Origin of the sequence: Acetobacter cibinongensis, from assembly GCF_000963925.1 — a bacterium.
GTDB lineage: Bacteria > Pseudomonadota > Alphaproteobacteria > Acetobacterales > Acetobacteraceae > Acetobacter > Acetobacter cibinongensis.
Genome location: NZ_BAMV01000007.1, coordinates 158823 through 184390 on the forward strand (window position 1 = coordinate 158823; position 25568 = coordinate 184390).

Genomic DNA, 25568 nt, shown 5'->3' on the forward strand with positions numbered 1-25568 from the left:
TAATTCAATGATGGATTTTAGCGATGAAAAACAATCTCAGCACTCTCTCTAAAATGTTTACGGAGAAATTGTTTCGCATACCAGATTATCAGAGAGGGTATGCGTGGACAAAACTACAGCTAGATGATTTCTGGTCAGATTTAAATCAAATTGAAAAAACTGGGAATCATTATACTGGTGTTTTAACTTTAGAAACCGTATCACCCGAGATATATAATACATGGCCAGATGATGAATGGATAATAAATTCTAAAAATTTCTTTCCGTATTATGTTGTAGATGGACAGCAAAGATTAACCACTTGCATTATACTTATACAATGTATTTCTGAACGCTTAACATCAGATTCAGAATCTCTAAACTACACAACCAAATTAGAGATTCAGAAAAAATTTATTTTTGATTCTAAAGACAGTGGTATTTCAAGATCTTATATTTTTGGCTATGAAAAAGATAATCCAAGTTATAACTTTTTAAAAGCCAATATTTTTTGTGAACCATCTCCTTCAGACAGAAGTGAGATTACGGCTTATACCAACAATCTTCTATGCGCCAAAAATTACTTTTCTGACTGCATAAAGAATTTTGATAAAATACAGTTAAACGACCTCTATCAAAGGGTTACTCAAAAATTATTATTTAATATTTTTACAATATCTGATGACGTCGATGTTTGCGTTGCTTTCGAAACTATGAACAATAGAGGGAAGCCTCTAAGCTATTTAGAACTCTTGAAAAATCGCCTGATATTTATAAGCACAAAAATTGAAAGTGATAAAACAGAAATAAAAGGTCTCAGAACAGTTATCAATGAGTGCTGGAAAACAATCTACCACTATTTGGGAAAAAACAAAAATCGTCCACTCGACGACGATTTTTTCCTAAGAGCACATTATTTTCTACATTTTATAACACCAGCCCCGGAAGCATATAGCACTCCAGAGGACTATAGAAAAGGTCGCGCAGTCGTCAGGGCTCTCTCCGCCCAGACCTACAAAGGTTTGTTGAGCGAGATATTTACTTTAAAAAGCATCCTAGCCGAAAGAGAAGAAAATAAAAATGCTGACGATGAGTACATGCAAAAAATACATAAATACAGCATGTCCCTACAAGAAAATGTAAAAATTTGGTACGAAATATTTAATCCACACGAAAACAATGATGAGAATAGTTATCATTTCTGGTTGACAAAGCTAAATAGACTTAATATTGATACTATATATCCAATTATTTTATCAGTAATGCTAAGCACGAAAGATCATAACGAACGAACAAGAGCTTTCAAAGAAATAGAAAGAAATATTTTTCTAAGTATGATGTCAACTGGGTATTATGCCCGCGCAGATTCAGTTTGCTTTGACATGTTGAATTTTGCACTTTTATTGAAAAATAAAAATATAAATATAAATGAGTTTATTGAAAAAATTAAAAATGATACTATTTTTAAATATAATGATAATGATGGATCAAAAAGAATAAAAGAATATCTCAGAAATAAAAACTACTACTCATGGAAACTAATTCATTATTTATTTTTTGAATACAACCTAGAAATACAATTACATTCAAAGACAGACCGTAAAAAAATAGATTGGAACCTGTTTATAGAAAATGCAGATGACTATGAAAGTATAGAACACATATATCCACAAAAAGCACAAAATAAATATTGGAGAGAAAAATTCAAAGGCTTAAAATCCGGACAACGAGAAGCGTTAAAAAATGTCATTGGGAATCTTTTACCGCTTTCCAAACCTAAAAACTCATCTCTATCAAATTTATCTTATCCAGAAAAAGTAAAATCGTCGACCGATGGTGTTGGTTATATATATGGTTCATATGCGGAAAATGAAATATCTGCCAAATATAGTGATTGGACTCCACAAGCAGTTTTGGACAGAAGTTTGCACTTGCTAGATTTCATCGAAAAACGTTGGGGTATAAGTTTTGGTAAAGATGCTGAAAAAATAGATATGCTTGGATTGAGCTTTGTTCAACCCAACACTCGACTGCATCAAAAAAGATATTATTACACTGACGTTAGTACGAGCCAGAATAAAACAAAAGGAAAAGACATAAAAAAAATCTAAACTCTGTGTATCAAAACCCCATGCTTCTGGTATGCCTCATTACATCATACACCTTCTGACCAGAGTGATAGCTTTTCGCTTCATTCTGTCAGGAGGTTCAATTCCCATGCCCTGAAGACGTTCCAGCAATGCCAGAACAGCAGAGGCATCCTCTGCACTGACAGCAGGTTTCCTATTGGAAGCCACCAGGGCTTTCCCTGCGTTCCTGTCCTGTCTGATTTTCTCCAGAATAGCCAGTGTCAACCACTCTCCGGCTTTCATGCCCTGCTTCTGGCTCTGTGTAATGACAGCTTGCCGGACATCAGCAGATATACCCCTGATGCCCCATGTTTTCGTAGTGTCTTCCATATGTTTCCTTCCCTGTTGAACAGACCTGTCCAACCAGTATGACAGGAATACAGGCAAGGAAGACTGGATATTGCAAGGAATGGCTCGACAGCCAGTTTGACAAAGGATGTCCTGAAATCCGGACAACAAAAAAGCCAGACTTGTGAGAATCTGGCTTCCATAACACAGATGGTGAACTACTCCATCCAAACTACTGTTTTTGTGTAATTTTAGTATGCACATTTTATGGTATTTTGTCAAGTAAAAATACACTTTTATTCATAATATGATTTGCATATAACTACAGTTTATATTTTACTTGAATAAATTAACATTTCATGCTTTAATAATGAAAAAGCCAGATGCGACAAACATCCGGCCTTAACAAATGCGATGGAGAAGAAGCCACCGAGAAACAAAAACTACCACGTTTTATGATTTTGATTATGTAGTATTTAAATGAATTAGTCAAGTAAAAAATGTAGTTCTCGTAATTTTTTCTTCATCCTGATTAAAGGAGAAGAATTTATGGGATTAGCATTTAAAAAACCTGAAGTAGCACTCGACAGATATCCATATGATTGGAGAATGAAAAGGTTCATGCCTTACAATCCCAATCTGTTTTTCATCATGGGTCAGAAATTAAAACAGCCAGATGCAAAAGGCAGAACATGGTGGGATAAACCTTACCATATCTCGGAATACGAAACCGTTTTTGACATGGCCCAGGATATTGAAGATTCCTATATCTCCATGAACTGGTTTTACAAATGCAGTCGCAGGGGTGAGTTTGTCGCGGTTTTTGACCATATCTGTATCGACCTTGATTGCTACAAATATGAAACCAACCCCACCATTCAATATCATGACCTTGGGGAGAATTATGAAATCCTGCTCAAGTTCTGCGATGACAACAACATTCCCCGTCCCTCCAATATCCTCAGTTCTGGCAGAGGTATTTATCTGCATTATACGTTTGAATGTCCTGTTCCAGCGCGATGCAAGGGACGCTTTCAGGCCACCCACAGAGAACTGTTAAAAAAATTCATTCCATGGGGAGCAGACCAAGCAACCTATGATTTTTCGCGTGTCTTTCGTCTTCCTGGGAGTGTGAACTCTCAGCATCCAAGGCGTCATCGATGCGAGTTCCTTGATTACAGAGGTCAGTTCTATGACTTCTCGACCCTGTGCGACATGGTTCTTCCAAAGAAATACGAGGATTACAAAAAGCAGAAGATAGCCAGACAGGAGAGACGTGAAAAAGCCAGGGTTGAATATCTGGCTCGCAGGAAAACCAATGCGCTTGTTCCTGATGAACGTGGAGCCCAGGGTTTCAAGGGATGGGCCTCATGGGCCAAGAAAGGGCTATATGATATCAAAACGCTTGGTTTCCTGCGCTACAGAGGGCCAGTCAGAAAAGGGGAATGTGATATTTTCTGCCATGAAGCTGGTATCCTGCTGGCTCAGATATCCAATCCTGACAATCTTCCCTCCAATCTGGAACAATGGGCTGAAGGCGTGATTGATGAAGGATATATTGCCAAACATATGCACAACGCCATGCAGACCCTCTACAAGAAAGCTGGTCAGGATTATTCAGCCAAAAAGCGACACAAGGGCTACACGACTGGCACAAAGACCATCATTCAGAAATTATGCATTACCCGCGAGGAAATGAAGCATATGAGCGTGCTCATTGACCATGAGGAAAGATTGCTCAGAAAACGCACAAAACGCCAGACTGAAGGACGTAAGGAAAGACCAACGAGTCAGGGACAGACCAGAGAAGCATGGCTTACGGAAAATAGTCTGTCAGTTTCAAAACCATGGGAAACCCTGAACATTTCCAGAGCGACTTATTACAGAATGAAAAAATCAGGGACTTTGTAAGGTTCTGGTTTTGTTTTTGACGTGAGACAGGTGGGGACGGATAACTATGGATTATGAAATCCACCCACACTTCTTTTTTTTCTTTTTTCTTTTGGTTCTTTTCTTTTTCCATATCACTTTCAGATTAATCAGACTCATTTCCTCTGTTTCTTGTGATTCACTCTATCGGGTTCGTTCCATACCCCCTGTAAATAACCAAAATTGACCCGTGGATGCGATTTTTCCCCTTTCAGGGAAGATTATACCCTTCGTTCCTGTTTCGTGTCTGTATGTGGCTTATTTCTCGTTTTATCTGATTCACCAGATTCATCTGGAAAACCTGTTTCTGGTTTCAAAGTTCACTACAGATTTTTTTTCTTTGTAGTGAACTTCCGGTTTTCTTCATAAATGAACCGTAGATGCAGGGTTTCCCCTCAAAGGGTATCATCTTCCCTAAAAGTCTGTTTTGCTTCTCAACGTGGCTTATTTCGCATTGGAACAGCATGTCTGATACTTTCCCGTCCGGGTTATTCCAGTAAATCTATTTCTGATTTTTTCAACACATAGTCGCACAGGTTTCCTGTTGAACCTTGCTGTGTTTTTTCTCTTATCAGTCAACAGAAAATCCTGTTGACCATTTCATGCAAAACACACCACTGAAACAACAAACAAACCCGTTGATTATTTCCATTAGTATTATAACTATTTTATACATTTATTTATAATAATCCATATAAACATTGCAATAACTATAAATATAGTTTATAAATAACGTATATTTAAGGACTTATTGAATGGAGTAATATTATGATAAATTACAGCACTGTTTTTTCCCTGCTCTCTGAAGGCATCAGAATCCCTGATAATCGTTCCTGTCCCTTGGCAGGACGTTACCTGCGTTGTTTTTCTGATGAACGTAAGGTGGGACGTTCCACGGTTTTTTACATTCGTGATTTTGTCATGGTGAACGCACCAAGAACATCTGTTGCGGATAAAGTGGAAGAAGCTGGATATGACATTCTGGGTTTATTTCCAAACTTCATAGACGTTCCTGCCAACGTCAAGGACAAGGCTGATTATAAGCGTAAAGTTCTGGAACAATTGGTTCAGCCATATCTTCAGCCTTTCATCACCAAAAAACGTATGGATTTTGGTTTTGACAGGATGCTGATGCCAGCCCTTGGGCAATTAAGGAACTGCTTCTCTCAGGTTCAGAAAACCATCCTGAAAGACATCTGGGAAGGATTGAAACCCGCAGAAATTTCCATGCTGTGGTGGAACAATGATTTTTCCCGTCTCATGACCAGTCTGGACACTGACAAGGCAGTGAAAGCCCTGTTGAGACAGATAGAAAAGCCGGAAAAACTGGCTCAGTGTCCTATGTCAGAAAAGAAGAAAATTCCTGCAAAAGCGTATCTGGTCCTGAATGTTGAAACGACTGGTCGGGAAGACGATGACCAGGTGATTCAGATTACGATAACAGACCATAAGGGTAATTTACTGTATAATCGTTTCTGCCAGCCTTCTGTGTCCATTCAGAAGGAAGCCAGTAACCACCATCACATGACGAAAGATATTTTCACACGAGCCACACTTATGGGAAACCAGAGTGTCACAACATGGCAGGAGATTTACCCTGAAGTGGTCAAACATCTATCTGGAAGGACTGTCTATGCGTTTAATGTGGCGTTTGATGCTCAGATGGTTCTGAACACCTGCAAGGCTTTTAACCTCGATACAGGCTGGATGAAAACATGTCATTGGGTGGATATGAAGCTTTACATGAACTCAGCCACTCGTATTGGCAAAGAGTTAGCCGGGGAACTGGTTGATGAGTTTGAAGAAATTGTAATCGTATCGGCTCAGGTTATTCCCTTCCCGGCTCATCGTTGGCAACAGTTTGCGAAAGAGGAACGTGTGGGTGTGCAGGTGTAATCATCGATAAAATTTTATCACTTTCAATCATTCTGTTTTGCTTAAAATCAGACCTGCTTGCATCTTGTTTTATTGAGTAGTAAATTACACCAGTTTCTTAATAATTTCTTATGCTAAATAATATATCTGGAGAGCATACTATGTCTGATAATGAGACACAGGGTATAAACACTTTACATGTTTTAACCACAGACATCGTGGCATCCTTCCTTTCCAGTAACTCATTGCCAACAGAACAGATTCCAGAGCTTATCCATCAGGTTTATAATGCCTTGGCTTCTGTTGAGGAAAAACAGGAAGTATCCCCTGTTCTAAAACCGGCTGTTCCCGTTAAGAAATCTGTCTTCCCTGATTACATTATTTGTCTGGAAGATGGGAAAAAGTTGAAGATGCTAAAACGTCATCTCATGACAGCTTTTGGCATGACTCCTGCGGATTACAGAGCCAAATGGGGCTTGCCATCTAATTATCCAATGGTTGCTCCCACTTATGGTGAACAACGTTCAAAACTGGCTAAAGATATCGGTCTGGGGAAGAAAGAACCAGAACAGCTTGAACCACAGGGAGAACTGATTCCAGTAACTCAAATCCCTGAAGTGAAGCGTGGGCGTAAAGCAGTTAACAAGAAGTGACATTAGAAGAATATTATTCTCATTTTTTTGGGGTATGCAGTGAATAAAAATAGTAATGTTTTTAAAGTGGATCGCAATACCAATCGTATAAATCCTCTTAAAAAAAGAAGATTTAGTGATTTAGGATTCAAGGAACGAGACCATATTCAAGAGTGGCTTGTTCATCAAAGCAATGCATTGGGAGAAGACCTCTTAATCATACAAAAAGAATTTGATGGTTTTGATGACACAAGAGAACGTCTAGACCTTCTTGCTTTGGATAAAGCAGGAAATCTGGTTATCATTGAAAATAAACTTGATGATTCCGGTCGAGATGTTGTCTGGCAATCACTTAAATATACTGCATATGTTTCAAGGTTAACAAAGGCTCAGATTGTTGATATCTACCAACAATACCTCGTAACATATGAAGGTGGTGGATCATCGACCGACAAAATATGCGAATTCCTTGAGGTTGATGACATTGATGAAGCTGTCCTTAATTCAGGGAACAGTCAGCGTATCATGCTTGTTGCGGGCCACTTTAGGAAAGAAGTTACTGCTACTGTTTTATGGCTCATCAGTAGAGGGGTAAGGATACAATGCTTTCGGATTACTCCATTCTCTCTAGAAAATGACGTTTTGTTAGATATTGATCTAATCATACCTCCTCCTGAAGCTACTGATTACATGATAGGAATCTCATCCAAGGAGAATGAAGAAGCGACTGTTCAAGGAGTGCAGAAAGAGCGTCATCAAATTAGGTTTAATTTCTGGTCTCATTTGTTAACAATTTTTAGAAATAAAAATATTGAATTATATTCAAATGTAAGCCCTACGAAAGATCACTGGATTAATGCGGGTTCTGGGTTGAGTGGATGCCCGTATAGCTTGGTTTTTGGGAAATCTGAGTCTCGTGTTGAATTGAGTTTTTCACGAGGAGATACTTTATGGAATAAATCTATATTTGATAAATTTTATGAGCATAAAGATGAAATAGAACACGCTATCGGAAAAAAATTAGAATGGAAGCGATTGGACGACAAAAAATCCAGCCGTATCGTTTTGGCACACTCATTTGACGGATTTGATAAAAATAATTGGTCTACCATCGTAGAATGGATGGCCGAAAATATTTTATTGTTCCAAAAGGTTCTTTCTCCATATTTAGACAAATATGGACAGGCTATGAAGAACAGTCATTCTGAAGATTCCTTAAACATGGAAGAAGATCAAATGGAATAAACTTACCATACTTTATTCTTAACTCGGTCAACATGACTCCATGTTGACCGCTTCCTAGACACACATTTTTACACTCCCATATGAAATAAGTAAAAACTATTGATTTACGACTCTAAACATTGAAATAATTATGATTATTTACTTATAATTATATTTGAACGTCACATTTATAAAATGTTGACCATTTATTTTATAAGGAGATTTTAATCATGCAATTTCGATTATTAGACAATAAATCCAGACCCAAATGGGAAATCAGTCGTTGGACTTACAGCCCTGAAAAGAAACGAGCCATCAAGGAAACCCTTGGTTCTTTCCCCTGCTACTATTCCCTAGTTTCCAGTGCCATTCTGGATAAATGCACCAAGCAGGAAAAAGTCGAAGTTCTGGAATGGTGGCGTGTTACCAGTGAAGCCGTAAACAGGGAACGTGTCAGAAGTCAGGTCACAAAGCTTCCTGTTATCTTCAAAGACCTTGAAACCCTGCTGGATGTTATCCAGGATAGTCCTGAAGATCTCTCAGAACTCAAAAACCATGCCTATGCGTTGAAAGATGCTGTCAGCAAGGTCGTTCGCAGGAAGTCACGCCAACAGAAAAATCAGGAAGTAGGAAAAATATAAATCATTATAAACTATTTTAATATTTTAAAAAATTTTAAGCACAACGTGAGAGACGAAATAAAAAAAGACAACAGGAGTTAATGCGCTTATAAGAATGTTTGATATAAATACATACAAACCAAAAATATAAAGCAAAACCCATTCCAGAGCGCATAATATATATGTAATGATATTTTTCATTTTTAATTCCTTTCTTTAAATATGCCTATATTTATAATTATAAGTGCCTCCATGCATAAATAACAAGTTTATTTAAACAATATTTATTTTTCTTGTATATTTTTGTGGCGGATCAACAGCATTCCCGCTTGACCATTTCTTATGTTTTCCCCTTCATAATCAACAATATTTTATGTTGACTGTTTCCCTGTTTTTATAATGTTTCATCAGCACAAAATTATGTTTAAGTTTTCAGGTATGTAACACATTTTATGTAAAGCACCTGTATTAGACCTACAAAATACCTTTTTATCCCTGTTTATGTTTTCTCACCTTGTTTGCCATCTTATTTGTTATCTTTTGATTATAGCCAGCCATACCAGTATCCGCTTCGCGTCTTCTGGTAGCTGGCAAGGGGGAAAATGCTTTTCCCCCGTTGACCCCCATTTAAGCAGGAGACCCATTGCATGAGTGAAAAAAGAAAACTGAAAAAATCGTTACTGGTTCGTCTGGATGATGAGCAATATGCGTGCATCACACACCATGCCAGACAGCGTGACATCACAGCCAACAGTCTTGTGCGCGAGTGTCTGGCTGGTGCTCTTTCTCCCTCTGATACATATCAGAAGGTCAAGCCAGTCAAAGCCTATAGTCCACGCACACCACCCAAGCCGGAATACATCAAGGAGCTTTACAGGCTCAGGGAAAGCACGGCTGAACTGTGTGGAGCATTGGTTCAGTATGCCATCAAAACCCGTCAGGATGGTCATGTCATGGCGCATAAGGAGGCCGAGAAGCTTATTCCTGATGTGCGTCAGGCTGTGCTCAATCTTGATACCCTACGCAGAAAGCTTGAGAGACATGAATGATAGGAGGAGCCACCCGAGGCAAGGGAGGGTCTAACCTCTGGCGTCATCTCCGCGATGACAAAAAGCAGAATGATGCCACCTTTGCAGGCGCGTCACGTGGTCTGGTTCAGCAGGGCATTACAGACCAGATTAAAGAGCTTACGAACATTGGACGCTATGCCAGCCACTCCAAACCTCTCTACCATGTTCACGCTGACCCTGCGAAGGACTGGACGGCTCAGGAATGGGAAGCCTACTGGCAGGATTACGAGAAAGAATTTTCTCTCACAAAACAGCCCTTCTCTGAAGCCATCCATGTCAAACATGGCAGGGAACACAGACACAGGGTTTATTCCCTACTCCTTCCATCCGGCTCCTGTCTTCGCATGGATCATGACCATGCCAGACGCGAGAAAATCAACAGACTGGCTGAACTTCGCACAGGGGAAACCATAACACCGGGTGCCCATAATCGTGCTGTCATCAAGGCTCTGGAGGCAGAAGGGAAAACAATCCAAGCCCAACGTTTAAGAGATGCAGGACTTTGGGACATTCAGAAGCCTAAAGCCCGATTAAAACCCCAGGAACGTGCTCAACAGGAACGCACCCATATTGATAAGGCTGGACTGGCTGTAATCGTTCTCAAGGGCTGGAAGAGCTTTGTCCCGACTGTTCTTATGGAGCAGTTAAAGGCTCATGGCTGTTCTCTGGCTATGGGGGATAAGGGGCCGGTTGTCATAGACCAGACGGGCAATGTTCATGCGCTGAACAGGCTGGTCAACATGGCCTCCAAAGCAGAGGGAAAACCTCTGAAAATCACAGCAAAACAGGCTGTGAACTATGTAAGGGGGTATGACCTCCCATTTTATGCAGACATTCAAAAGAAAGGAAAAATTAATGACAGAACACTTCCAGAACTCGGAACAGGACAAGAGGATTACTTTATACCAGCAGACCTACCAGGAAGCCTGTGGAGCGAACAGGAACACACAAGACATTCTCGACCTGATGAACAACCAGACAGGAGACAGACCCTCACCCATCGACCAGATACAGCAGTTGCTCGAAACCATCGCACAGCAACAGGTTCAAATCCTGTCATCACAAAGCCAGATATTAAAAAGATTGTCTGCACTGGAACACTGAACAGACGTATCACCCATGTTGCCAGCCTATCTCATATTGTTCTGATTACCCCTGATTATATCAGGGACATAAAAGCCCGATTGAAAGAAGCCAAAAAAGCAGACTGGTATTTTTATCGCAGAGCCTATCAGAACCTTAAAGACCAGCAATACTGGCTTGACCAATGGAACAACAGCATTGACAGCAATATTCTGCTTTTGCTGGTGGAACTGTTTCTGAGCCTGTTTTTTGGTGGGTCTGTGACTATCAGGAACAAGCCTTATCCCATTGCCATTAATTTTGGGCTTCCTGCACCCATCAGTGATGCGACATGGAACATGATGAGCGATGACCAGCAGGACGAAGTGCTGTTCCAGAGCTATCTTTTATACAAATCGTCCTACAAAAATTATCAGAAGCTTCATGCCCAACAGAACGGGAATTCTGTCACGTTTGAGAATTTCCTGAACCTGCATGGCAAGGATATTCTGACACAGATGATTTCCAGAAATGTGGATTATCTGGAAGACAAATTAACAAACTGGAAGAACAGGAAGATGGACGCGGAAAATGCAAAAATTCTTCAGAAAACAAATGAAGCCATGGCATGGATGAAACAACAGAATTCAGACGTTGAAAACCATGGAAACACTTTGAAAATATGATGTGATACGCATAAAAAAAGGAACCCCGAAAGGTTCCCCGTTAAAGCCATCATATGCTGGCTTTATGTTTTTAATCTCCAGTAGCTTTTGATGTGAAAAACGGCATACCAGAAGTAGTTACTTCTACCCCTCCAACCAATACTTTTTTAGCATAATTATGAAGCGATTTTGATGAATCATCAGATTGGTATGTATATGTATCACCACTCGAATTTGTCAAAGTTATATCTGAAGCCTTATCATAATACTGTTTCCCTGATTTAGTGACAGCATCTATTACAGCCTGTTGTGCATCTATTTTTGACTGATAATCAGATGTCCCTGAAGTTATAGCACTGACTAATTGGTTATATAAATCATCAGACACTCCTACAGAGTTAGCTAATTGTTCTGGAGTTGTGAGTTTATTTCCATTAGCGTCATAGAAACCAGAGATAGTTGTAATTCCATATACTGCGAAATTTACAAGGTCGCTAGAAACAGCATTTGAAAATGGAGTAAGAAGTGTGCCTGAAGCTGGTGTCATGACTGTTGAATTATCTGCACTTGTTCCACTACTACCAGCACGTGTTCCACTATTTCCGGAACTGCCAGAGCCACTACTGTTAGCAGAGCAACCGGATGCTGTGCTTCCTGCTCCAACAGCCTGACTTAATTTATTGGCTATGGTGCAATAGGTTGTCCCAAGATTTGTTCCTGTTGCCTGTAAACCTAAAATCGTAACAACAGCAATCAGGGCAGACAGTATGCCATATTCTATGGCTGTAGCACCAACCTCCTGCTGTATTTTCTTTTTATAATAAATCATATTGGAAATCCTCCATTGTATATATACATTTTTATTGTAATATATATTAAGGAATAACTTCAAACATATCGAACTATTTGAAAAATTCTTTCCATACGCTGGACATAAAAAAAGGAACCCCGAAAGGTTCCCCATAACGTATAACGCTTGCTTCTGTGGATTAACCACTTGATTTTGCACTGCTAACTGTAGCTAACGTAGAACCAACATTGTTAAATACACTGGTTAAATTAGTTCCAAGTGTTGTGACAGCAGTAATAATTGCGACTGAAATCAAGGCAGCAATCAGACCATATTCGATAGCGGTTGCCCCAACTTCATTTTTACGTGTTTTAAGTAAAGTTTTCATATGAAAATCCTCCAAATATTAATATTGAACACCATACTATTATGATGCCTTAAATATATAATAATAAATACTTTTGCTAATATGCAAGAAAATCGAACTTTTTTAAATTATTTTCTTGACATTATCATTTATATATAAAATAATAATTTTATGTTGTAGCGACATAAGTGACCATCAGACCCCCTCCTAAAACGGTCTGGTGGTTTTTATTTTGCTGATGTTTCTTTGACAGTGACAGATGTATCCCCGTTTGGGGCATACAATGTGTAAACTTTTCCTGACGCAGTGGTAACTTCAAGCCCAGGCCAACCTTTTGCTGATGCGAAAGCTTCACCATCACTGGGTGTATTATCCCTATTCCCGCCAGCCTGAGCCGTTTTCAATGCATTAAGAGCATCAGAATAAGAAGAGAGTGTATTTGATGTTTGATGATTATATAAGCCTAAAACATTTGTAATAGGATCACTGCTGTTAATTGATTGTAATGAATCGGCTAATTTTCCTGCATAATCGGCTGGGTCCCAAGGGCCACTCCAATCTAAATCCCATGGACCATCAGGGTCCATAGATGCAGTTCCTCCAATAGATGTGTCTGCGAATGAAGCATCAAGCTTATCAGATAGTGATTTTTGTAAGTCGTCCAAAGAGGCTCCGTCTGCAAGGGATACACCACTATTTCCTTGTGTAGAACTACTAGATGTTGAACCAGAGCAATCACCAGTTCCACCAAGATGCGTTGATATTGTGCAATAGGTGTTTTTTAAATTCACGCCAACTGCGGATATACCACTAATAGCAACAACAGCCACTAACGATGCAATAAGCCCATATTCTATAGCTGTTGCACCAATCTCATTTTTTACCTTTTTTAAAATCATGATTTAAAATCCTCCTTTGTATATATACAAATTTATTGTAATATATATTCAGGAATAACTTCAAACATATCGAAACTTTGGCAGAAAATGCCACCCAACTGAGTGGCATTCCATCCTCTGCTATCAGGCTACCTTCCAGTAGGTCATCTGGTCTTTCATGATGACTTCAATGTATTGACGCATGGAACGCAGGTCTTTGGTGCAGTAGCGTTGCACCAGTTCCTCCTCTTCCTGGCTCAGGGTGAACCATTGCGGGAGCAGGTCACGTTCCCTCGCAATCTCAGCCATAATCCTGCGTGCCAGAAGGATAACATCCTGCCCTTTTGGCTGTTCAACATGCACAATCCGACATCTGGAACGAAGAGGCTCTGACACCTGTGCAAGGTCATTGGCTGTCAGCACCCAACGCACATAACCCGCATTGACTGGCAGGTTCAGATACACGTCATTGAATGACCCGGCTTCCATGCCTTCAAGGAACTGAAGCATGACATCCTGCACATTCCCATGCTGTCCACCCCTTGGAGCTTTGTCGATTTCATCCAGGATAATGCAGGGGTTCGCCAGTTCCGTGCTGGCCATCCATTCCGTGACCAGAGAAGGCTTGGCTTCTCCAAAACTCTGATGCACCCCCATCAGGGACAGAGCATCTGTCATGCCGGAGACATTGATGGTTTTGACAGGATAGCCAGCCATTTCATGGTAAAGCCTTGCCACTGTGGACTTGCCACACCCCGGAGGCCCAACCAGAAGCACGGGACGCATGGGAACAACCTTTCCCCATTCAGACCATTCCTCATCACAGCAAGCCAGCACCTCAACAGCCTGTGGAGCATGAGGACATGCGTCCAGAACCCTTGTTTTCAGGGTAGCAAAGTTGCGGGGGGTATGGAGTTTGACAGGGTTTTCCAGCCTTCTGACACTGGCAAAACGGTCCATGCGTCTTGAGGAGGAATTTTCAGGAAAACTGTGGTCTTCGGGGAGAACCTTCAGGCAGGTAAAGCCTGACCTTTGTTCACCAACAGGGGTTTCCTTATCCGGGACAATGCCCAGAAGCTCTTCAAGGAATGCTTCGGAAGAAAGCGTGTCGGTTTGTGTATCGGGAGTATTGTTTTCGGTCATCTGCCTGTTCCTGTTGTTTGAGAAGGGAAGAGATGCAGAGTGACGGTCGTATGGTCATAGACTACCTCCAGGGAATAAACGCACCTGTCCTGTCAGAATGAAAAACAGAACAGGGATAAGGAAGGATGAGGAACAGACAGCTAAAGCTGTCAGGGAATAATCAGAAAGGATATTCGCCGGTTCATCATGGAATGGATGATACCACAAAAACCATACGCTGAGAGCCGGGACTGGAAAAATTTTCTCAAAAGACCTTTTTAAGTAATAGTGAAAATACTTAAATATAGACTGTTTCAAAAACTTGACTTTTTGAATACACAACCCTTATCATGTAAATACAAAGGGAAAATCGTATTCAATATTGTATATTCAAAAGTATTTTAGAAAATAATCCCTGATTAACAATTTAAGGAGATATTTTATGAGTGAAATTACATTTCGAACTGGAAACCTGACCGTCCATCATATTTTTTCACCCGTAGAGGGGTTTGATGACATCGCACCAGGATATGTGAAAGACTTCAGGACATTCCTGCAATCCTCTAAAATTACAAAGACAATGCAGGAAGCCTATATTTCCGCATTGCGTGAATTCCCGGTATATTCCGAAAGCAACAAGCTTGAAGGCACGATAGAAGACCAAGCCTATAAATTATTAGATTTATATCATTCTGATGCCATCCAGAATATTCTGGACGTGCTCGCTCCACAGATTATTGAAAAATATGGCGAAGACCAGTTATCCGTTTTCATAGTGGCTTTTCTGGAAGGCGTTTTAAGGGATATTGAAATCATAAAAGGAGATGGCAAAAATCACCTGTCCTATTTCAATCGTGACCTTGATTGTAGCTGTGCTTCTGTCCTGAAGAGCTACTTTCCTGATGATTATGCATTGGGAGATTATCTGGCCCGCTATTTCCTTGCGGACAAAGTGACAGCCCTGCATGTCTTTGGCGGTGTGCAATGATTTATGGTTATGCACGTGTCAGCACCAGAGACCAGTCCACTGATATGCAGGTCAGTCGTTTGCTGGAAGCCGGGATTCCAAAAGAAAGAATTTTTATGGATGTCATTTCTGGTGCGACAGAAGACAGGCCACAGTTAAACAGTTTGCTGAATCTGTTAAACAAAGGGGATGTTCTGACAGTCTGGAAGGTGGACAGGCTTGGAAGACGAACAGCCCATCTCGCACGATTGCTGGAAGAGTTTGACCAGAAAGGAATAACAGTCAGAAGTCTGACAGAAGGTGTGGATACGTCAGACAGGTCAAGTCGTGTCAGTTATCTGCTGATGTCTGTCATTGCTCAAAATGAGCGTGAGACGATTAATGAACGCATCAGGAGTGGCATAGACCATGCCCAGAAATATGGAACGAAAACAGGTCGTCCCATAGGAAGACCCAAAGCCAGTTCAGCAAAGGTGCAACATGCCCTTGACCTTCTGGCATCTGGAAAAAGCTACAGACATGCGTCTTCCATTGCGGGTGTGTCTTTAGCCACATTGGTCAGACGTGTTCAGGCCATGCAACAGCAAAACCAGTTCACACGCCAGAGCAGTATTTTTGAGACACTGAAGCAGGAAGCCTCCTGACAGAAAGGTCTTGATTTTCTACGAAGGTCTTCTACAATTTCCTTCACGTCAGGATTATAAAAGTCTTTAATATCAGTATGTTATTTAGGCGACTGCGGGATTCTTGACTTTCGAGTCCCGCAGTTCGCACCACTAACCTCTTGAAAATATTGAATAAAGTGCCTGCTTAGCAGGACAAAAGGACCGTGTCCCGTTCACCTTCCCATAATGGGAACCGACATGCTCCGTCTGCTTGGCTCACACTACCACTTCCGTCGTACCATTCCCCACACCCTTCGGCCCCTGCTGGGCCGCACGGAAATCTCCCTTTCTCTCCAGACCAACAGCAAACGGGTTGCACGCGAACGTGCAGCCGGGCTTTATGCCAGAACAGGACTGTTCTTTAGTAAAGCCAAAGCCATGTACGAAGATGCCTCTCCAGAAGAACTGAGAAAGCTTCTTGCCCACTATGAGGACCTCATACGCGATACAGACCGTATGATTGCTATTGAAGAAAAGAAAGTGAGCCTCGAACGCACTTATGAAAAGGCAAGGTTCTACCTCGACAAGGCGCATAGCCTGAAGCAATTGCAAGAGTTTATTAAGATATCCAATGACGGCATAGACAGGCTGATGGCAGGCTTCAAAAAACTGCACGCCACGGCCTCCAAGGACTATCTACGCAACGCCACAGAAAAAACCATGCTGCGCGAGCAGATTGCCAACCTAAGCGCCATCGTGGTGTCTATCAAAAATTCAGCGCAGGAAACGGAGGCCGCCTTCATGCCTGTACAGGCGGAGCCCTCAGCCCGCATGGCTCCCAACAAAGCCACACCCAACGCTAAGAAGACGACAGCGCCGACCATCACCGAAATGGCTGAGCAGTTCATTTACCGTGATAAAACCAAAAGCCCCGGCATTATTCGCGATACCGGCAAGACCATCGGTCTTTTTGTGGAAGCCTTTGGCGACAAGCCTGTTGACCAGATTACCGGCGGGGTGGCCGGGGAGTTCCGGGATATGCTCTTCGCCCTGCCCTCGACGCATGGCAAACATAAGAACTCTCCTGGCATTCACGACGCGATTGTGCGCGCCAAGGAGCAAGAGCTGGAAACCCTCAGCGGCAAGACGGTCAAAAACCATTTCTCCCGCCTCTCGGCCCTTTGGGGACATTTGGTGCAACGCGAAATCGTGACCCGTAATCCCTGGGCCGGATGGAGCTATGATGTCACCCAGAAGATTGACCGCCGGGACTGGACAGACCTCGAACTGGCCCAGCTTTCCACAGCACGCTGGACAAGCACCACAACATCCTTACGCAGTTATGTCGGGATTATTACCATCGCCCTGTATACAGGCATGCGCCTTGGGGAACTCTGCAATCTGCGCACGCAGGACATTGTGACCGTGAACGGTATTCCTTGCTTCCATGTTCGCCCTCACCCGGAGGATAACTGGTCACCGAAAACAGCAGCCGGAACGCGGCTTATTCCTATCCATAGCCATCTTTTGCAATGGGGTGTGCTCGACCTTGTGCAGGAGGGAGAACATTACCTGTTCCCAGACTTGAACCCCTCCGCCCGAGGGCGCGGAACGGACTTTGCCCAAGCCTTTTCAAAATTCAAGAAACGCCTTGGCCTGCCAGAAAGCGTCACCTTCCATTCTTTCCGGCATACGGTTTCGACCAAACTGCGGAACCAAGGTGGCAATATCAGAGAACTCTGGATTGATACCTTGCTGGGCCATGAAGCCAGCCATCGGTCTCAGGGCACCACAACCTACACCAGCGGCATTGCTGTGCAGAACCTGCAACAGGTCGTGGAGGCTCTGGAGTATCCGACTTTCCATATCTCCCTCCCACCGCTCTGACTATTTTCAACCGAAGCAAAACAGCTTCAACCATGAGTGATAAAACCGCTCTAGTTGGGGGGGCAAACTGAAACGTTTTTTTGAATTCACGGTATCCGTTCGCTAAGGGGGGAGAACGGAATGTCGGTTATCGGGAAGGCCTGACCGGAAACTGCCATTCGCAGCGTTCAAGTTCATGACGGCTTCCGACCAATGCCAGACCCAGGGCAAGATCGAGCGCTGGCACCAGACCTTGAAAAACCGCATCCTGCTGGAAAATTACTTCCTACCCGGGGATCTGGAACGCCAGATCGAGGCATCCATCCAGCATTATAACCACCAGCAATACCACGAGCGCCTCAACAACCTGACGCCTTGGTTCGGTCGGGCTTCAGCCACAATCAAATAGCGCGAAACGATCAAACGGAACACATCGCTCATCGACGCTTGCAACACTGCGCAATCGCCGCCTAAACGTACCCTCCAGACGAGACCCGCTCTTCGCTATCTCATGCCAAGAAATATGCCAAAGGTCCTGACGACGGACACCCGCCTCACCTCTTCTTTCCGCTGAGCTTCCTTAAAACCGCCCCGGTCACCCCCATGCCTATGATGCCGGGACCGGCTCCGTTGACCGTCACCGCCACAGTTCTGGTCAGCGTCCTAGTGTAGTCCCTGACATAGATACTTTTGAATCCCGTCGAAGAGAAAGCCGGCGCGCGCATGTGGCTGGACACATTTTGCTTCACGCTGACACGTTTCGTGCCGACCGTTGTTCTGGACGAGGACCGGGCAGACGCCACCAGCGAGACGAGAAGAATCGTGACGAGCGGTATCGATAGGAACGTCAGGCTCAACAAAAGGAACGCTTCCTGCACGCCGGAAGCGCGGCGACCGACCCGGACGCAGGTGATGAGCGCCAGGACCGAGAAGGCCGACACCAGGCACTCTAGGTCGTGGGGCCCGGCTATAATCTCGCCCGTTCCAATCATGTGGATGTGAGACAGCGTAAAGAACATGCCGAAACTCAGGATGATTTCGACAAGCATGTTTTTCACGGTATTAAAAAGAGCCAAAAATCCGAGAGCTAGGAAAGCAATGGTCAGTACGACATCAAGAACCGGTATCGCCTCTACGATGACGGATATTACCGCACCAAACAGAAATCCTTTCATGATATCGTAAAGGATTCCCCCCCTTATTGCCGATACGACAAAGTAGATTAGCGAGGACATGAAGACGCCCGCGACAACGAGAAGATAGCGATCAGGGTTGACATAGACGCATCGCATTGCCCCGAGCAGGACGCCGAAAGCCAGCAGGGCCGTCATGCCGGCTCTTGCCGCGGATGGTTCTGCCGTCATTTTCAGCGTGTCTGACATGGGACGCCTTTGCTTTCTGTTCTGCCGTTCCTGGGAACCGGGATTTGAGGGACGAATTTCATCGGTCCGCTGTCTCAGGCGTCGCGACTTTGACGAATAAACTGGTAGGCCTCATTGATTTCCTTCGAGCGCTCTTCGGCCAGCGCCCTGAAATCATCACCAAGGCTCGCCATTCTGTCGGGGTGATAATCCGAAATCTTGCGGCGATAGGCAGCCTTGATGTCGACAGCAGATGCGTTCTCGCGAACATCCAGGACGACGTACCATGGCCGACGTTCTCGCCTGGTTTTGTTGCGCGCGGCGTCTTCGCGCTCTTGGCGTTCCCTTCTTTCCTGCTCCCTGCGGGCCTGCTCGTCACGCTTCTTGCTCGCGGCTTCGTCGGCATTCGCCTTTCCCTGACGGCGCCTTTCCTCGGCCGCGTCCCATTCATGCCGTCGCGCTTCTTCCTGGCGGCGCGCATTCTCGGCGCGGGCGGCCTCATCGTGGGCCTGCTGGTTCGGGCCCGCCTGGCCCGTCCTGGCCTTCCCCTGGGTCGCCACGGAAGGCCTGAGCAGCCTCGTCACGAAACCAAGAATACGCGAGACAACCACATATCCGATGACGGCGCAGACGGCCAAGGCGGCAATGGACAGAATGGCAGTCCCAATCATGACGCCCACCCCATAAACTTGGTGCAATCTCGCGTCACTGACCGTCCCCGGTCTTCTTGCTGCTCCCGAAAATGGCTTTCTTCACACGCGCAAGCACCGCGACGACCGCACCAACAATCGCCACGAAGGCTGCCTTGATGCCCAGCGCGCCTGCGACTTTCGCAATGCCTGCCAGCAAGGCGGCCAAGAGACCCGTCTTCACCGCGACCGCCGCCGCGCCGCCGCCAATGAGCCCCATAAGCCCGTATTTGGCCAGCTTGTCGCCGGACTGATATGCGCTGTAACGACTGCCAGTATCGAGAGACAGCCCCCCCATGACGGTATTGAAATCCTGGATGTCGGATGCGAAGCTCTGCGGGGACGTCACGACGATAGCCCGGAAGTAGCCGGTCCTGGTCAAGAAGCGGGTGTTGAGGTTGTCCGTGATGTCGTTACCCGAACCGAACCGGTATGCCCACTCCAGACGCTTCGTGTATGTGTTGAACTCGGGTCGGAGTTCCCAGCCCTGCAACGGAAGGAGCGGTAGCCCCTTCTCGGCCCGAACCTTGTCTTCCGCCTCGCTGTGAGTCCGCTCGTTTGCCAGAAGGGCGTCTGCGTCGATAGATTCGTCATCCTTGACGTGACCGACATCGTTGTAGTCTAGGACCGCGAACCAGCTCTTGCTGTCCGCCAGGGGCTTCAGAATATAAATCTGGCCATCGGGTCGGGGATTGCCCTCTAGCGCAATGAAATCATTGGCGTCGGGCGATGTAAGTGCGGCGTATCCGGCGGGAATGGGGAGGCTGGCCATGCCGGCCAGCCGCAGCTGGCTCGGCCCCGTAAGCCAGTGCTTGGCCGCTATCTTTACCGCCGGACTGTCCGGCGCGGGTGACTGGTCGGATGACGGCGTTGAGTCCTGGGCCTGCGCCTGCGCCGGTGCTGAAGACAAGGCGCCGACCAGAACCACGGCAGTCAGGAATAAGTGACGTAAATAAAGCCGTCGAGCAATCGAAAAACCCACCACCCTGCAAGCCATCCCATTACTCCGAGAACTGTTTCTTACAATGTCACGTCCCTATCACGTCGATTTCGTAATGACCAGCAAGTGCCTCTCCCGTTTCCCCCTCAAATGGAGATGTCTGCCTCGGACACCGAGAACCACCAGGTCCCGTCTTTCGACAGGGCGATGTCGACGACAAGCCGCGGATTTAAAGCCGGATTTTCCCGACCGCCACGCCTCAGGTATCCCACAGGGTTGCAGACCACGAGCGTGCCGGAGGCATCGCGATACTGATGATGCCCGAAATGCGTATGTCCGCAGGCCCAGAGCGCGGCCCCCATGGCTAGGAGGTCGTCGCGGTTCGAGGCGAAGCCGGCATTGACCGGGTCGTCTCTGTATCGGGCGGCAATGCCGCGCAGGGACGCCAATTGGCGGCTCACGACAATCGTCGGACCGGCATGCGCCGCACCGAGTTCGCGTGCGAGAAACGCACGGCTGTCCTCATGGCGGCACGCGGCCTCGGACGCAATAAACCCGCCAGGCCCGTCGGTGGCCCAGTCGACGCCCTGGATAAACCTGCTGTCGTTAAGTGCGCGTTCGACGAGGCGTCCATGGAATTTCGGACGCTCTTACAACCTGAAATCCGTCCAGAGCGTCGAACCCAGCACCCGGACCGGCGTCCCGCGCACATCAACAACGGCGGTCTCGTCCTCGAGCACGATGACGGGGCGGCCCATACGCCTGGATTGGCGCGCCGCATCCCTGCGCATAACACCGATGCCGCGGTCGACATCCATGCCGATGCCGTAATGCTCATGATTGCCCGCGACCATGACGATGGCGGCCTTAAGAACCTCAGGCACGCCGTTGTCACCGCCCGGCGCGCAAATCGGGCGGCATCACGGCGGACGCGCCCTCGCCATGGGGGTTGGGCCTCGCCATCTCACTGGATCCCATCTCGCGCGAGCTTTGCGAGCTTCATGGCGGGTCTTTGGTTCTGCAAAGGGCATTGCTGGGGGGACTGGCGGCCAAGGTCAGGCTGGATGTCTCGTAACGTTCGCCGTTTGAAATTTTCCAGTTCGCGTAGATAAAATGCAAGGCGAGCTGTGGACACGTCCGCTTTGCGAAACGGGAAATGATATGCCTCACGTCCGCAAAGAGGGCGACTGCTGCCTGTCTGCTCCTGTATCATTGAGCAGACAGGCCGATCAGGGGGGGAACCGGAATGTCGGCTGTTGAGAAGGAAACATCAAAAAGCTGACATTTGCATGCAAGACGTTCGGAGGGGCCAATAGTCCGAAGCTGTCGAATTCGCTGAGCTTGAATGTCAGGCAGCGCCGACCGTGAGAGTGGCAAATAGTAGTTATTACGAAATGGAAAAGGAAAAGTCTGAATCAATTTTATTTAGAGCAGCTCTTAAATCCAGATAAAATCATACTTCCGCGGCTGCGTGCCTGCTTGAACCTGTCGGCGGCAATCCGACGTTTCGGGTCTAGGTGACGACCTGGGGGCGTCACATAAAAGGGGCACAGATATACGCTAAGGCTTGAAGGCGTCGGAAAACACCTGTTTGCCGCGCAAGACCGCAAATGACCTGCTCTGCGATAAAGCCGTTGGTCGCGACCGTGACCCTAAGTGTCAGGTTTCGTTTTAACCACGTTTTCAGACCGTTCGAGCCTAGCCTAACAACGAGCGAGCCAGGTCAATAATCGAAATTTCGTAACTGACTGAAACATAGCGGAATATTTTTCTGGACTAAACGGTCCTAAATGACTATACACCCTCCCACAGCATGCCATTGCAGGGATAACGATCGTGGCCAGGCCGCAAGAGTTCGACAAGCAGCAGGTCTTGAACAAAGCCATGAAGCTCTTCTGGCAGAAGGGTTTCGTGGCGACCTCGCTCAGCGATCTGTTGGCTGCGACCGGGCTGAGCAAGAGCAGTCTCTATGCGACGTTCGGCAGCAAGCACGAGCTCATGCTGTCCGCCTTCGACAACTATCGGGCCGAGCGGGAGGCAGAAATGCGGCGCGTGACCGGTGACGGCAATGCCCGCGCGGGCATTCTGGCCTTTTTCGAGAAGATCGTCGAGGATGCCCGGGCGGAGGGGTTCGAAGGGTGCATGAGCATCAACGAGGCCGTCGAACTCGCCCCGCATGACCCCGAGGTGCGGGAGCGGGTGCGGCAGGACTTCGCGACCATCGAAACCATTCTGGCCACCGCGATTGCCCGCGGTCAGACGGACGGCTCGGTCGCGACCCGGCGGCCGCCCAACGAACTCGCGCGGCTGCTGACCATCCTCTTCCCCGGGATGCAGGTGATGGCGCGCTCGTTCGCCGACGGCGATTTCCTGCGGACCGCAATCAGGCAGATCGAAATCCTGCTCGATAGCTGAGCCCCCTTTTTTTGATCATTTTGGACCAATTGGTCCTCAACAAGGAGACGTAAAATGCAAGTCAGACAGATCCGGAACGCCACGCTGCGCATCGATTACGGCGGCCAGCGCTTCCTCATCGATCCCTATCTCGCGGCGAAAGATACCTATCCGGGCTTCGAGGGCACGATGAACAGCCACATCCGCAATCCGCGGGTCGAACTCGCCACGCCGATGAGCGAGATTCTCGATGTCGATGCAGTCATCGTCACTCATAGCCATCCCGATCACTGGGACGAGGCTGCGGTCGCTCTCGTGCCCAAGCACCTGCCGCTCTTCGCGCGGGACGAGGCGGACGCCGAACTGTTCCGCAGCCAAGGCTTCGCGGACGTCCGCAACCTGGCCGACGAACCCGGCTTCAAGAACGTCAGCCTGACCCGCACCGCCGGCCAGCACGGATCGGACGCGACCATGGCCGCCGCCGGGGAAGTGCTCGGCGAGGTCTGCGGCGTGCTGTTCACGGCCGAAGGCGAGAAGACGCTCTACCTTGCCGGCGACACCGTCTGGAACGCGTCGGTCGAGGAGGTCCTGGCCGACGCGCGGCCCGACATCATCATCCTCAATGCCGGCGACGCGCAGATTCCGGGGCTCGATCCGATCATCATGGGCAAGGAAGACGTGAAGCGCGCCCATGATGCCGCGCCCTTCGCGACCGTGATCGCGAGCCATCTCGAGGCCGTCAACCACGCCGTGCTGACGCGCGCCGAGCTCAATGCCTTCGTCGCGGAGCACGATCTTGCCGACCGCGTGCTCGTGCCGGCCGACGGCGAAGCCTATTCATTCTGAAAGGACAGATTATGACCACCGAAGCAAACAAGGCCGTCGTCCAGGCATTCTACGACGCGATCAACCGCCGGGAATTCGACCTTCTCGCGCAATATTGCCACTCCGACCTCAAGTTCTACCATCAGATGGACACGCCTCATCACGGGGTCGAAGGGTTCGTGGCGTCGGAGAAGCAGAATTTCGACGCCTTCGACGACTGGACCATGCCCATTGTCGAATTGATCGCCGAAGGCGACAAGGTCGCCGCCTATCTCGTCTTCCAAGGCATTCACAGCGGACTGCATCAAGGAGTCTCGGCGACCGGGAAGAAGCTTCGCTTTTCGTTGCTGATGTTGCTGACTCTGAAGGACGGCAAGATCATCGAAAAGCGGGCGCACTTCGACCGCATGGATATTCGCAACCAGCTTGCCTGAACGGACGCCGATGCAGCGGGACGTCCTGCTGCATCGGTCCTGCCGCATTCATGGGCTGAACTGGCGGATGGCCGATTTCACATTCGTACACGCCCAGGGAACCTCCTATTTTTGTCGGGAGCTGCCTAGCCACCCTGGCGGAAATCACATGTTTGTCGACAGGCGGCGGCGCGAACAGACTGCAACCCGATGACGATGGCCGATTATGCACGACAAACCCTGTCGCTTTGATCTAGTGTGCGACAACATCAATTTAGAGGTTTGTCGCACATGCTCATCGGGTACATGCGTGTCTCATCGGTCGACGATCGCCAGTCTGTCGACCTGCAGCGCGATGCTCTCATCGCCGCCGGCGTCGATGAGCGCCATCTCTTTTCCGACAAAGCATCGGGCGCCCGGGACGATCGCCCCGGGTTGAAGGCTTGCCTGGAATACCTGAAGCATGGCGACACGCTGATCGTTTGGAAGCTCGACCGCCTCGGGCGATCCCTGGCCAACCTTCTGACGATCATTACCGACCTGAAAGACCGGGGCGTGGCGTTCCGATCACTTACGGAGCAGATGGACACGTCGACGCCCCATGGAGAATTGCTGTTTTCGTTTTTCGGCGCGCTTGCTCAATATGAACGCGCGCTCACGCGCGAACGGGTGATGGCGGGTTTGGCCGCAGCTCGGCGGCGCGGTCGGCACGGGGGGCGTCCACCTAGCATCGACGCGGAAACGATCGAGCAGATCACGGATGCACTCAATGCTGGTGCAAGCAAGGCGTCAGTGTGCCGGTCCTTTAAGGTGCCCCGATCTACCCTCATCGGCACGCTCGATCGGATTGGCTGGACGGGGCCAGCCAAGGCCTGAGC

25 protein-coding genes and 1 pseudogene are annotated in these 25568 nt (G+C 46.9%); 16 read left to right on the forward strand and 10 right to left on the reverse strand.

Annotation, left to right across the window (positions count from 1 at the left end; genetic code table 11):
* Nucleotides 1–23 precede the first annotated feature (23 nt).
* The gene (locus tag Abci_RS03880) at nucleotides 24–2090 is read left to right on the forward strand and encodes a DUF262 domain-containing protein (RefSeq protein ID WP_084597504.1); all 2067 of its coding nucleotides are present in this window, start codon (nucleotides 24–26) and stop codon (nucleotides 2088–2090) included.
* A gap of 39 nt (nucleotides 2091–2129) precedes the next feature.
* Here the strand turns inward: Abci_RS03880 and Abci_RS03885 are convergent, their stop codons facing one another.
* Nucleotides 2130–2438, reverse strand: a complete 309-nt coding sequence (locus Abci_RS03885; protein WP_048837825.1) for a hypothetical protein — start codon at nucleotides 2436–2438, stop codon at nucleotides 2130–2132.
* 507 nt (nucleotides 2439–2945) lie between these two features.
* Between Abci_RS03885 and Abci_RS03890 the strand changes: the two genes are divergently transcribed.
* The 7 genes from Abci_RS03890 to Abci_RS03920 all read left to right on the forward strand — a co-directional run bounded on the left by Abci_RS03890 (nucleotide 2946) and on the right by Abci_RS03920 (nucleotide 11494).
* Entirely contained in the window at nucleotides 2946–4307 is a 1362-nt protein-coding gene (locus Abci_RS03890; protein WP_146806899.1) for a hypothetical protein, read from the forward strand.
* 786 nt (nucleotides 4308–5093) lie between these two features.
* Nucleotides 5094–6221 (forward strand): 3'-5' exonuclease, encoded by a 1128-nt coding sequence (locus tag Abci_RS03895; RefSeq protein WP_048837827.1) that lies wholly within the window; start codon nucleotides 5094–5096, stop codon nucleotides 6219–6221.
* 140 nt (nucleotides 6222–6361) lie between these two features.
* Nucleotides 6362–6853: a MucR family transcriptional regulator gene (locus Abci_RS03900; protein ID WP_048837828.1), complete on the forward strand. Its 492-nt coding sequence runs from the start codon at nucleotides 6362–6364 to the stop codon at nucleotides 6851–6853.
* 39 nt (nucleotides 6854–6892) lie between these two features.
* Complete coding sequence (locus tag Abci_RS03905) at nucleotides 6893–8077, forward strand: DUF4268 domain-containing protein (protein WP_048837936.1); 1185 nt, start codon at nucleotides 6893–6895, stop codon at nucleotides 8075–8077.
* Nucleotides 8078–8286: 209 nt separating this feature from the next.
* Complete coding sequence (locus Abci_RS03910; RefSeq protein WP_048837829.1) at nucleotides 8287–8697, forward strand: hypothetical protein; 411 nt, start codon at nucleotides 8287–8289, stop codon at nucleotides 8695–8697.
* A gap of 626 nt (nucleotides 8698–9323) precedes the next feature.
* Nucleotides 9324–9725, forward strand: a complete 402-nt coding sequence (locus Abci_RS03915; RefSeq protein ID WP_048837830.1) for a hypothetical protein — start codon at nucleotides 9324–9326, stop codon at nucleotides 9723–9725.
* Entirely contained in the window at nucleotides 9722–11494 is a 1773-nt protein-coding gene (locus tag Abci_RS03920) for a hypothetical protein (RefSeq protein ID WP_048837831.1), read from the forward strand. The genes Abci_RS03915 and Abci_RS03920 overlap by 4 nt, the downstream gene beginning before the upstream one ends.
* Before the next feature lie 70 nt (nucleotides 11495–11564).
* On the opposite strand, the gene Abci_RS03925 is transcribed toward Abci_RS03920, so the two are convergent.
* The 4 genes from Abci_RS03925 to Abci_RS03940 all read right to left on the reverse strand — a co-directional run bounded on the left by Abci_RS03925 (nucleotide 11565) and on the right by Abci_RS03940 (nucleotide 14651).
* Nucleotides 11565–12302, reverse strand: coding sequence for a Flp family type IVb pilin (locus Abci_RS03925; protein ID WP_084597505.1), 738 nt, complete (start codon nucleotides 12300–12302; stop codon nucleotides 11565–11567).
* A gap of 160 nt (nucleotides 12303–12462) precedes the next feature.
* Nucleotides 12463–12651 (reverse strand): Flp family type IVb pilin, encoded by a 189-nt coding sequence (locus tag Abci_RS03930; RefSeq protein ID WP_048837832.1) that lies wholly within the window; start codon nucleotides 12649–12651, stop codon nucleotides 12463–12465.
* Between the two features lie 206 nt (nucleotides 12652–12857).
* Nucleotides 12858–13529 (reverse strand): Flp family type IVb pilin, encoded by a 672-nt coding sequence (locus Abci_RS03935; RefSeq protein WP_084597506.1) that lies wholly within the window; start codon nucleotides 13527–13529, stop codon nucleotides 12858–12860.
* A 123-nt stretch (nucleotides 13530–13652) separates the two neighbouring features.
* A complete protein-coding gene (locus Abci_RS03940; protein ID WP_052944759.1) occupies nucleotides 13653–14651 on the reverse strand; it encodes an AAA family ATPase in 999 nt (332 codons plus the stop codon).
* Nucleotides 14652–15072: 421 nt separating this feature from the next.
* On the opposite strand from Abci_RS03940, the gene Abci_RS03945 reads away from it, so the two are divergent.
* The 4 genes and pseudogenes from Abci_RS03945 to Abci_RS03960 form a co-directional block, all read left to right on the forward strand.
* Nucleotides 15073–15618, forward strand: a complete 546-nt coding sequence (locus tag Abci_RS03945; protein ID WP_048837833.1) for a hypothetical protein — start codon at nucleotides 15073–15075, stop codon at nucleotides 15616–15618.
* Complete coding sequence (locus tag Abci_RS03950) at nucleotides 15615–16241, forward strand: recombinase family protein (protein ID WP_048837834.1); 627 nt, start codon at nucleotides 15615–15617, stop codon at nucleotides 16239–16241. The genes Abci_RS03945 and Abci_RS03950 overlap by 4 nt, the downstream gene beginning before the upstream one ends.
* A gap of 219 nt (nucleotides 16242–16460) precedes the next feature.
* Nucleotides 16461–18089, forward strand: a complete 1629-nt coding sequence (locus tag Abci_RS03955) for a tyrosine-type recombinase/integrase (RefSeq protein WP_084597519.1) — start codon at nucleotides 16461–16463, stop codon at nucleotides 18087–18089.
* Nucleotides 18090–18285: 196 nt separating this feature from the next.
* Nucleotides 18286–18542, forward strand: a pseudogene (locus tag Abci_RS03960) (integrase core domain-containing protein); the annotation flags it as partial.
* A gap of 80 nt (nucleotides 18543–18622) precedes the next feature.
* Here Abci_RS03960 and Abci_RS03965 read toward each other — a convergent pair.
* The 5 genes from Abci_RS03965 to Abci_RS03985 form a co-directional block, all read right to left on the reverse strand.
* The gene (locus tag Abci_RS03965) at nucleotides 18623–19450 is read right to left on the reverse strand and encodes a hypothetical protein (RefSeq protein WP_048837836.1); all 828 of its coding nucleotides are present in this window, start codon (nucleotides 19448–19450) and stop codon (nucleotides 18623–18625) included.
* A 74-nt stretch (nucleotides 19451–19524) separates the two neighbouring features.
* Nucleotides 19525–20100 (reverse strand): J domain-containing protein, encoded by a 576-nt coding sequence (locus tag Abci_RS03970; RefSeq protein ID WP_146806902.1) that lies wholly within the window; start codon nucleotides 20098–20100, stop codon nucleotides 19525–19527.
* 34 nt (nucleotides 20101–20134) lie between these two features.
* Entirely contained in the window at nucleotides 20135–21100 is a 966-nt protein-coding gene (locus Abci_RS03975; RefSeq protein ID WP_158319773.1) for a DUF2167 domain-containing protein, read from the reverse strand.
* A 104-nt stretch (nucleotides 21101–21204) separates the two neighbouring features.
* Entirely contained in the window at nucleotides 21205–21519 is a 315-nt protein-coding gene (locus Abci_RS03980; protein ID WP_052944760.1) for a metallophosphoesterase family protein, read from the reverse strand.
* Between the two features lie 189 nt (nucleotides 21520–21708).
* Entirely contained in the window at nucleotides 21709–21942 is a 234-nt protein-coding gene (locus Abci_RS03985) for a metallophosphoesterase family protein (RefSeq protein ID WP_048837839.1), read from the reverse strand.
* Between the two features lie 952 nt (nucleotides 21943–22894).
* Here Abci_RS03985 and Abci_RS03990 point away from each other — a divergent pair.
* From Abci_RS03990 to Abci_RS04005, 4 genes are all read left to right on the forward strand, one after another.
* Nucleotides 22895–23473: a TetR/AcrR family transcriptional regulator gene (locus Abci_RS03990; RefSeq protein WP_040133494.1), complete on the forward strand. Its 579-nt coding sequence runs from the start codon at nucleotides 22895–22897 to the stop codon at nucleotides 23471–23473.
* A 54-nt stretch (nucleotides 23474–23527) separates the two neighbouring features.
* Entirely contained in the window at nucleotides 23528–24298 is a 771-nt protein-coding gene (locus Abci_RS03995) for an MBL fold metallo-hydrolase (RefSeq protein WP_040133497.1), read from the forward strand.
* Between the two features lie 11 nt (nucleotides 24299–24309).
* Entirely contained in the window at nucleotides 24310–24711 is a 402-nt protein-coding gene (locus Abci_RS04000) for an ester cyclase (protein WP_048837840.1), read from the forward strand.
* Nucleotides 24712–24981: 270 nt separating this feature from the next.
* Nucleotides 24982–25566, forward strand: coding sequence for a recombinase family protein (locus Abci_RS04005; protein WP_040133501.1), 585 nt, complete (start codon nucleotides 24982–24984; stop codon nucleotides 25564–25566).
* The last annotated feature ends 2 nt before the right edge of the window (nucleotides 25567–25568 follow it).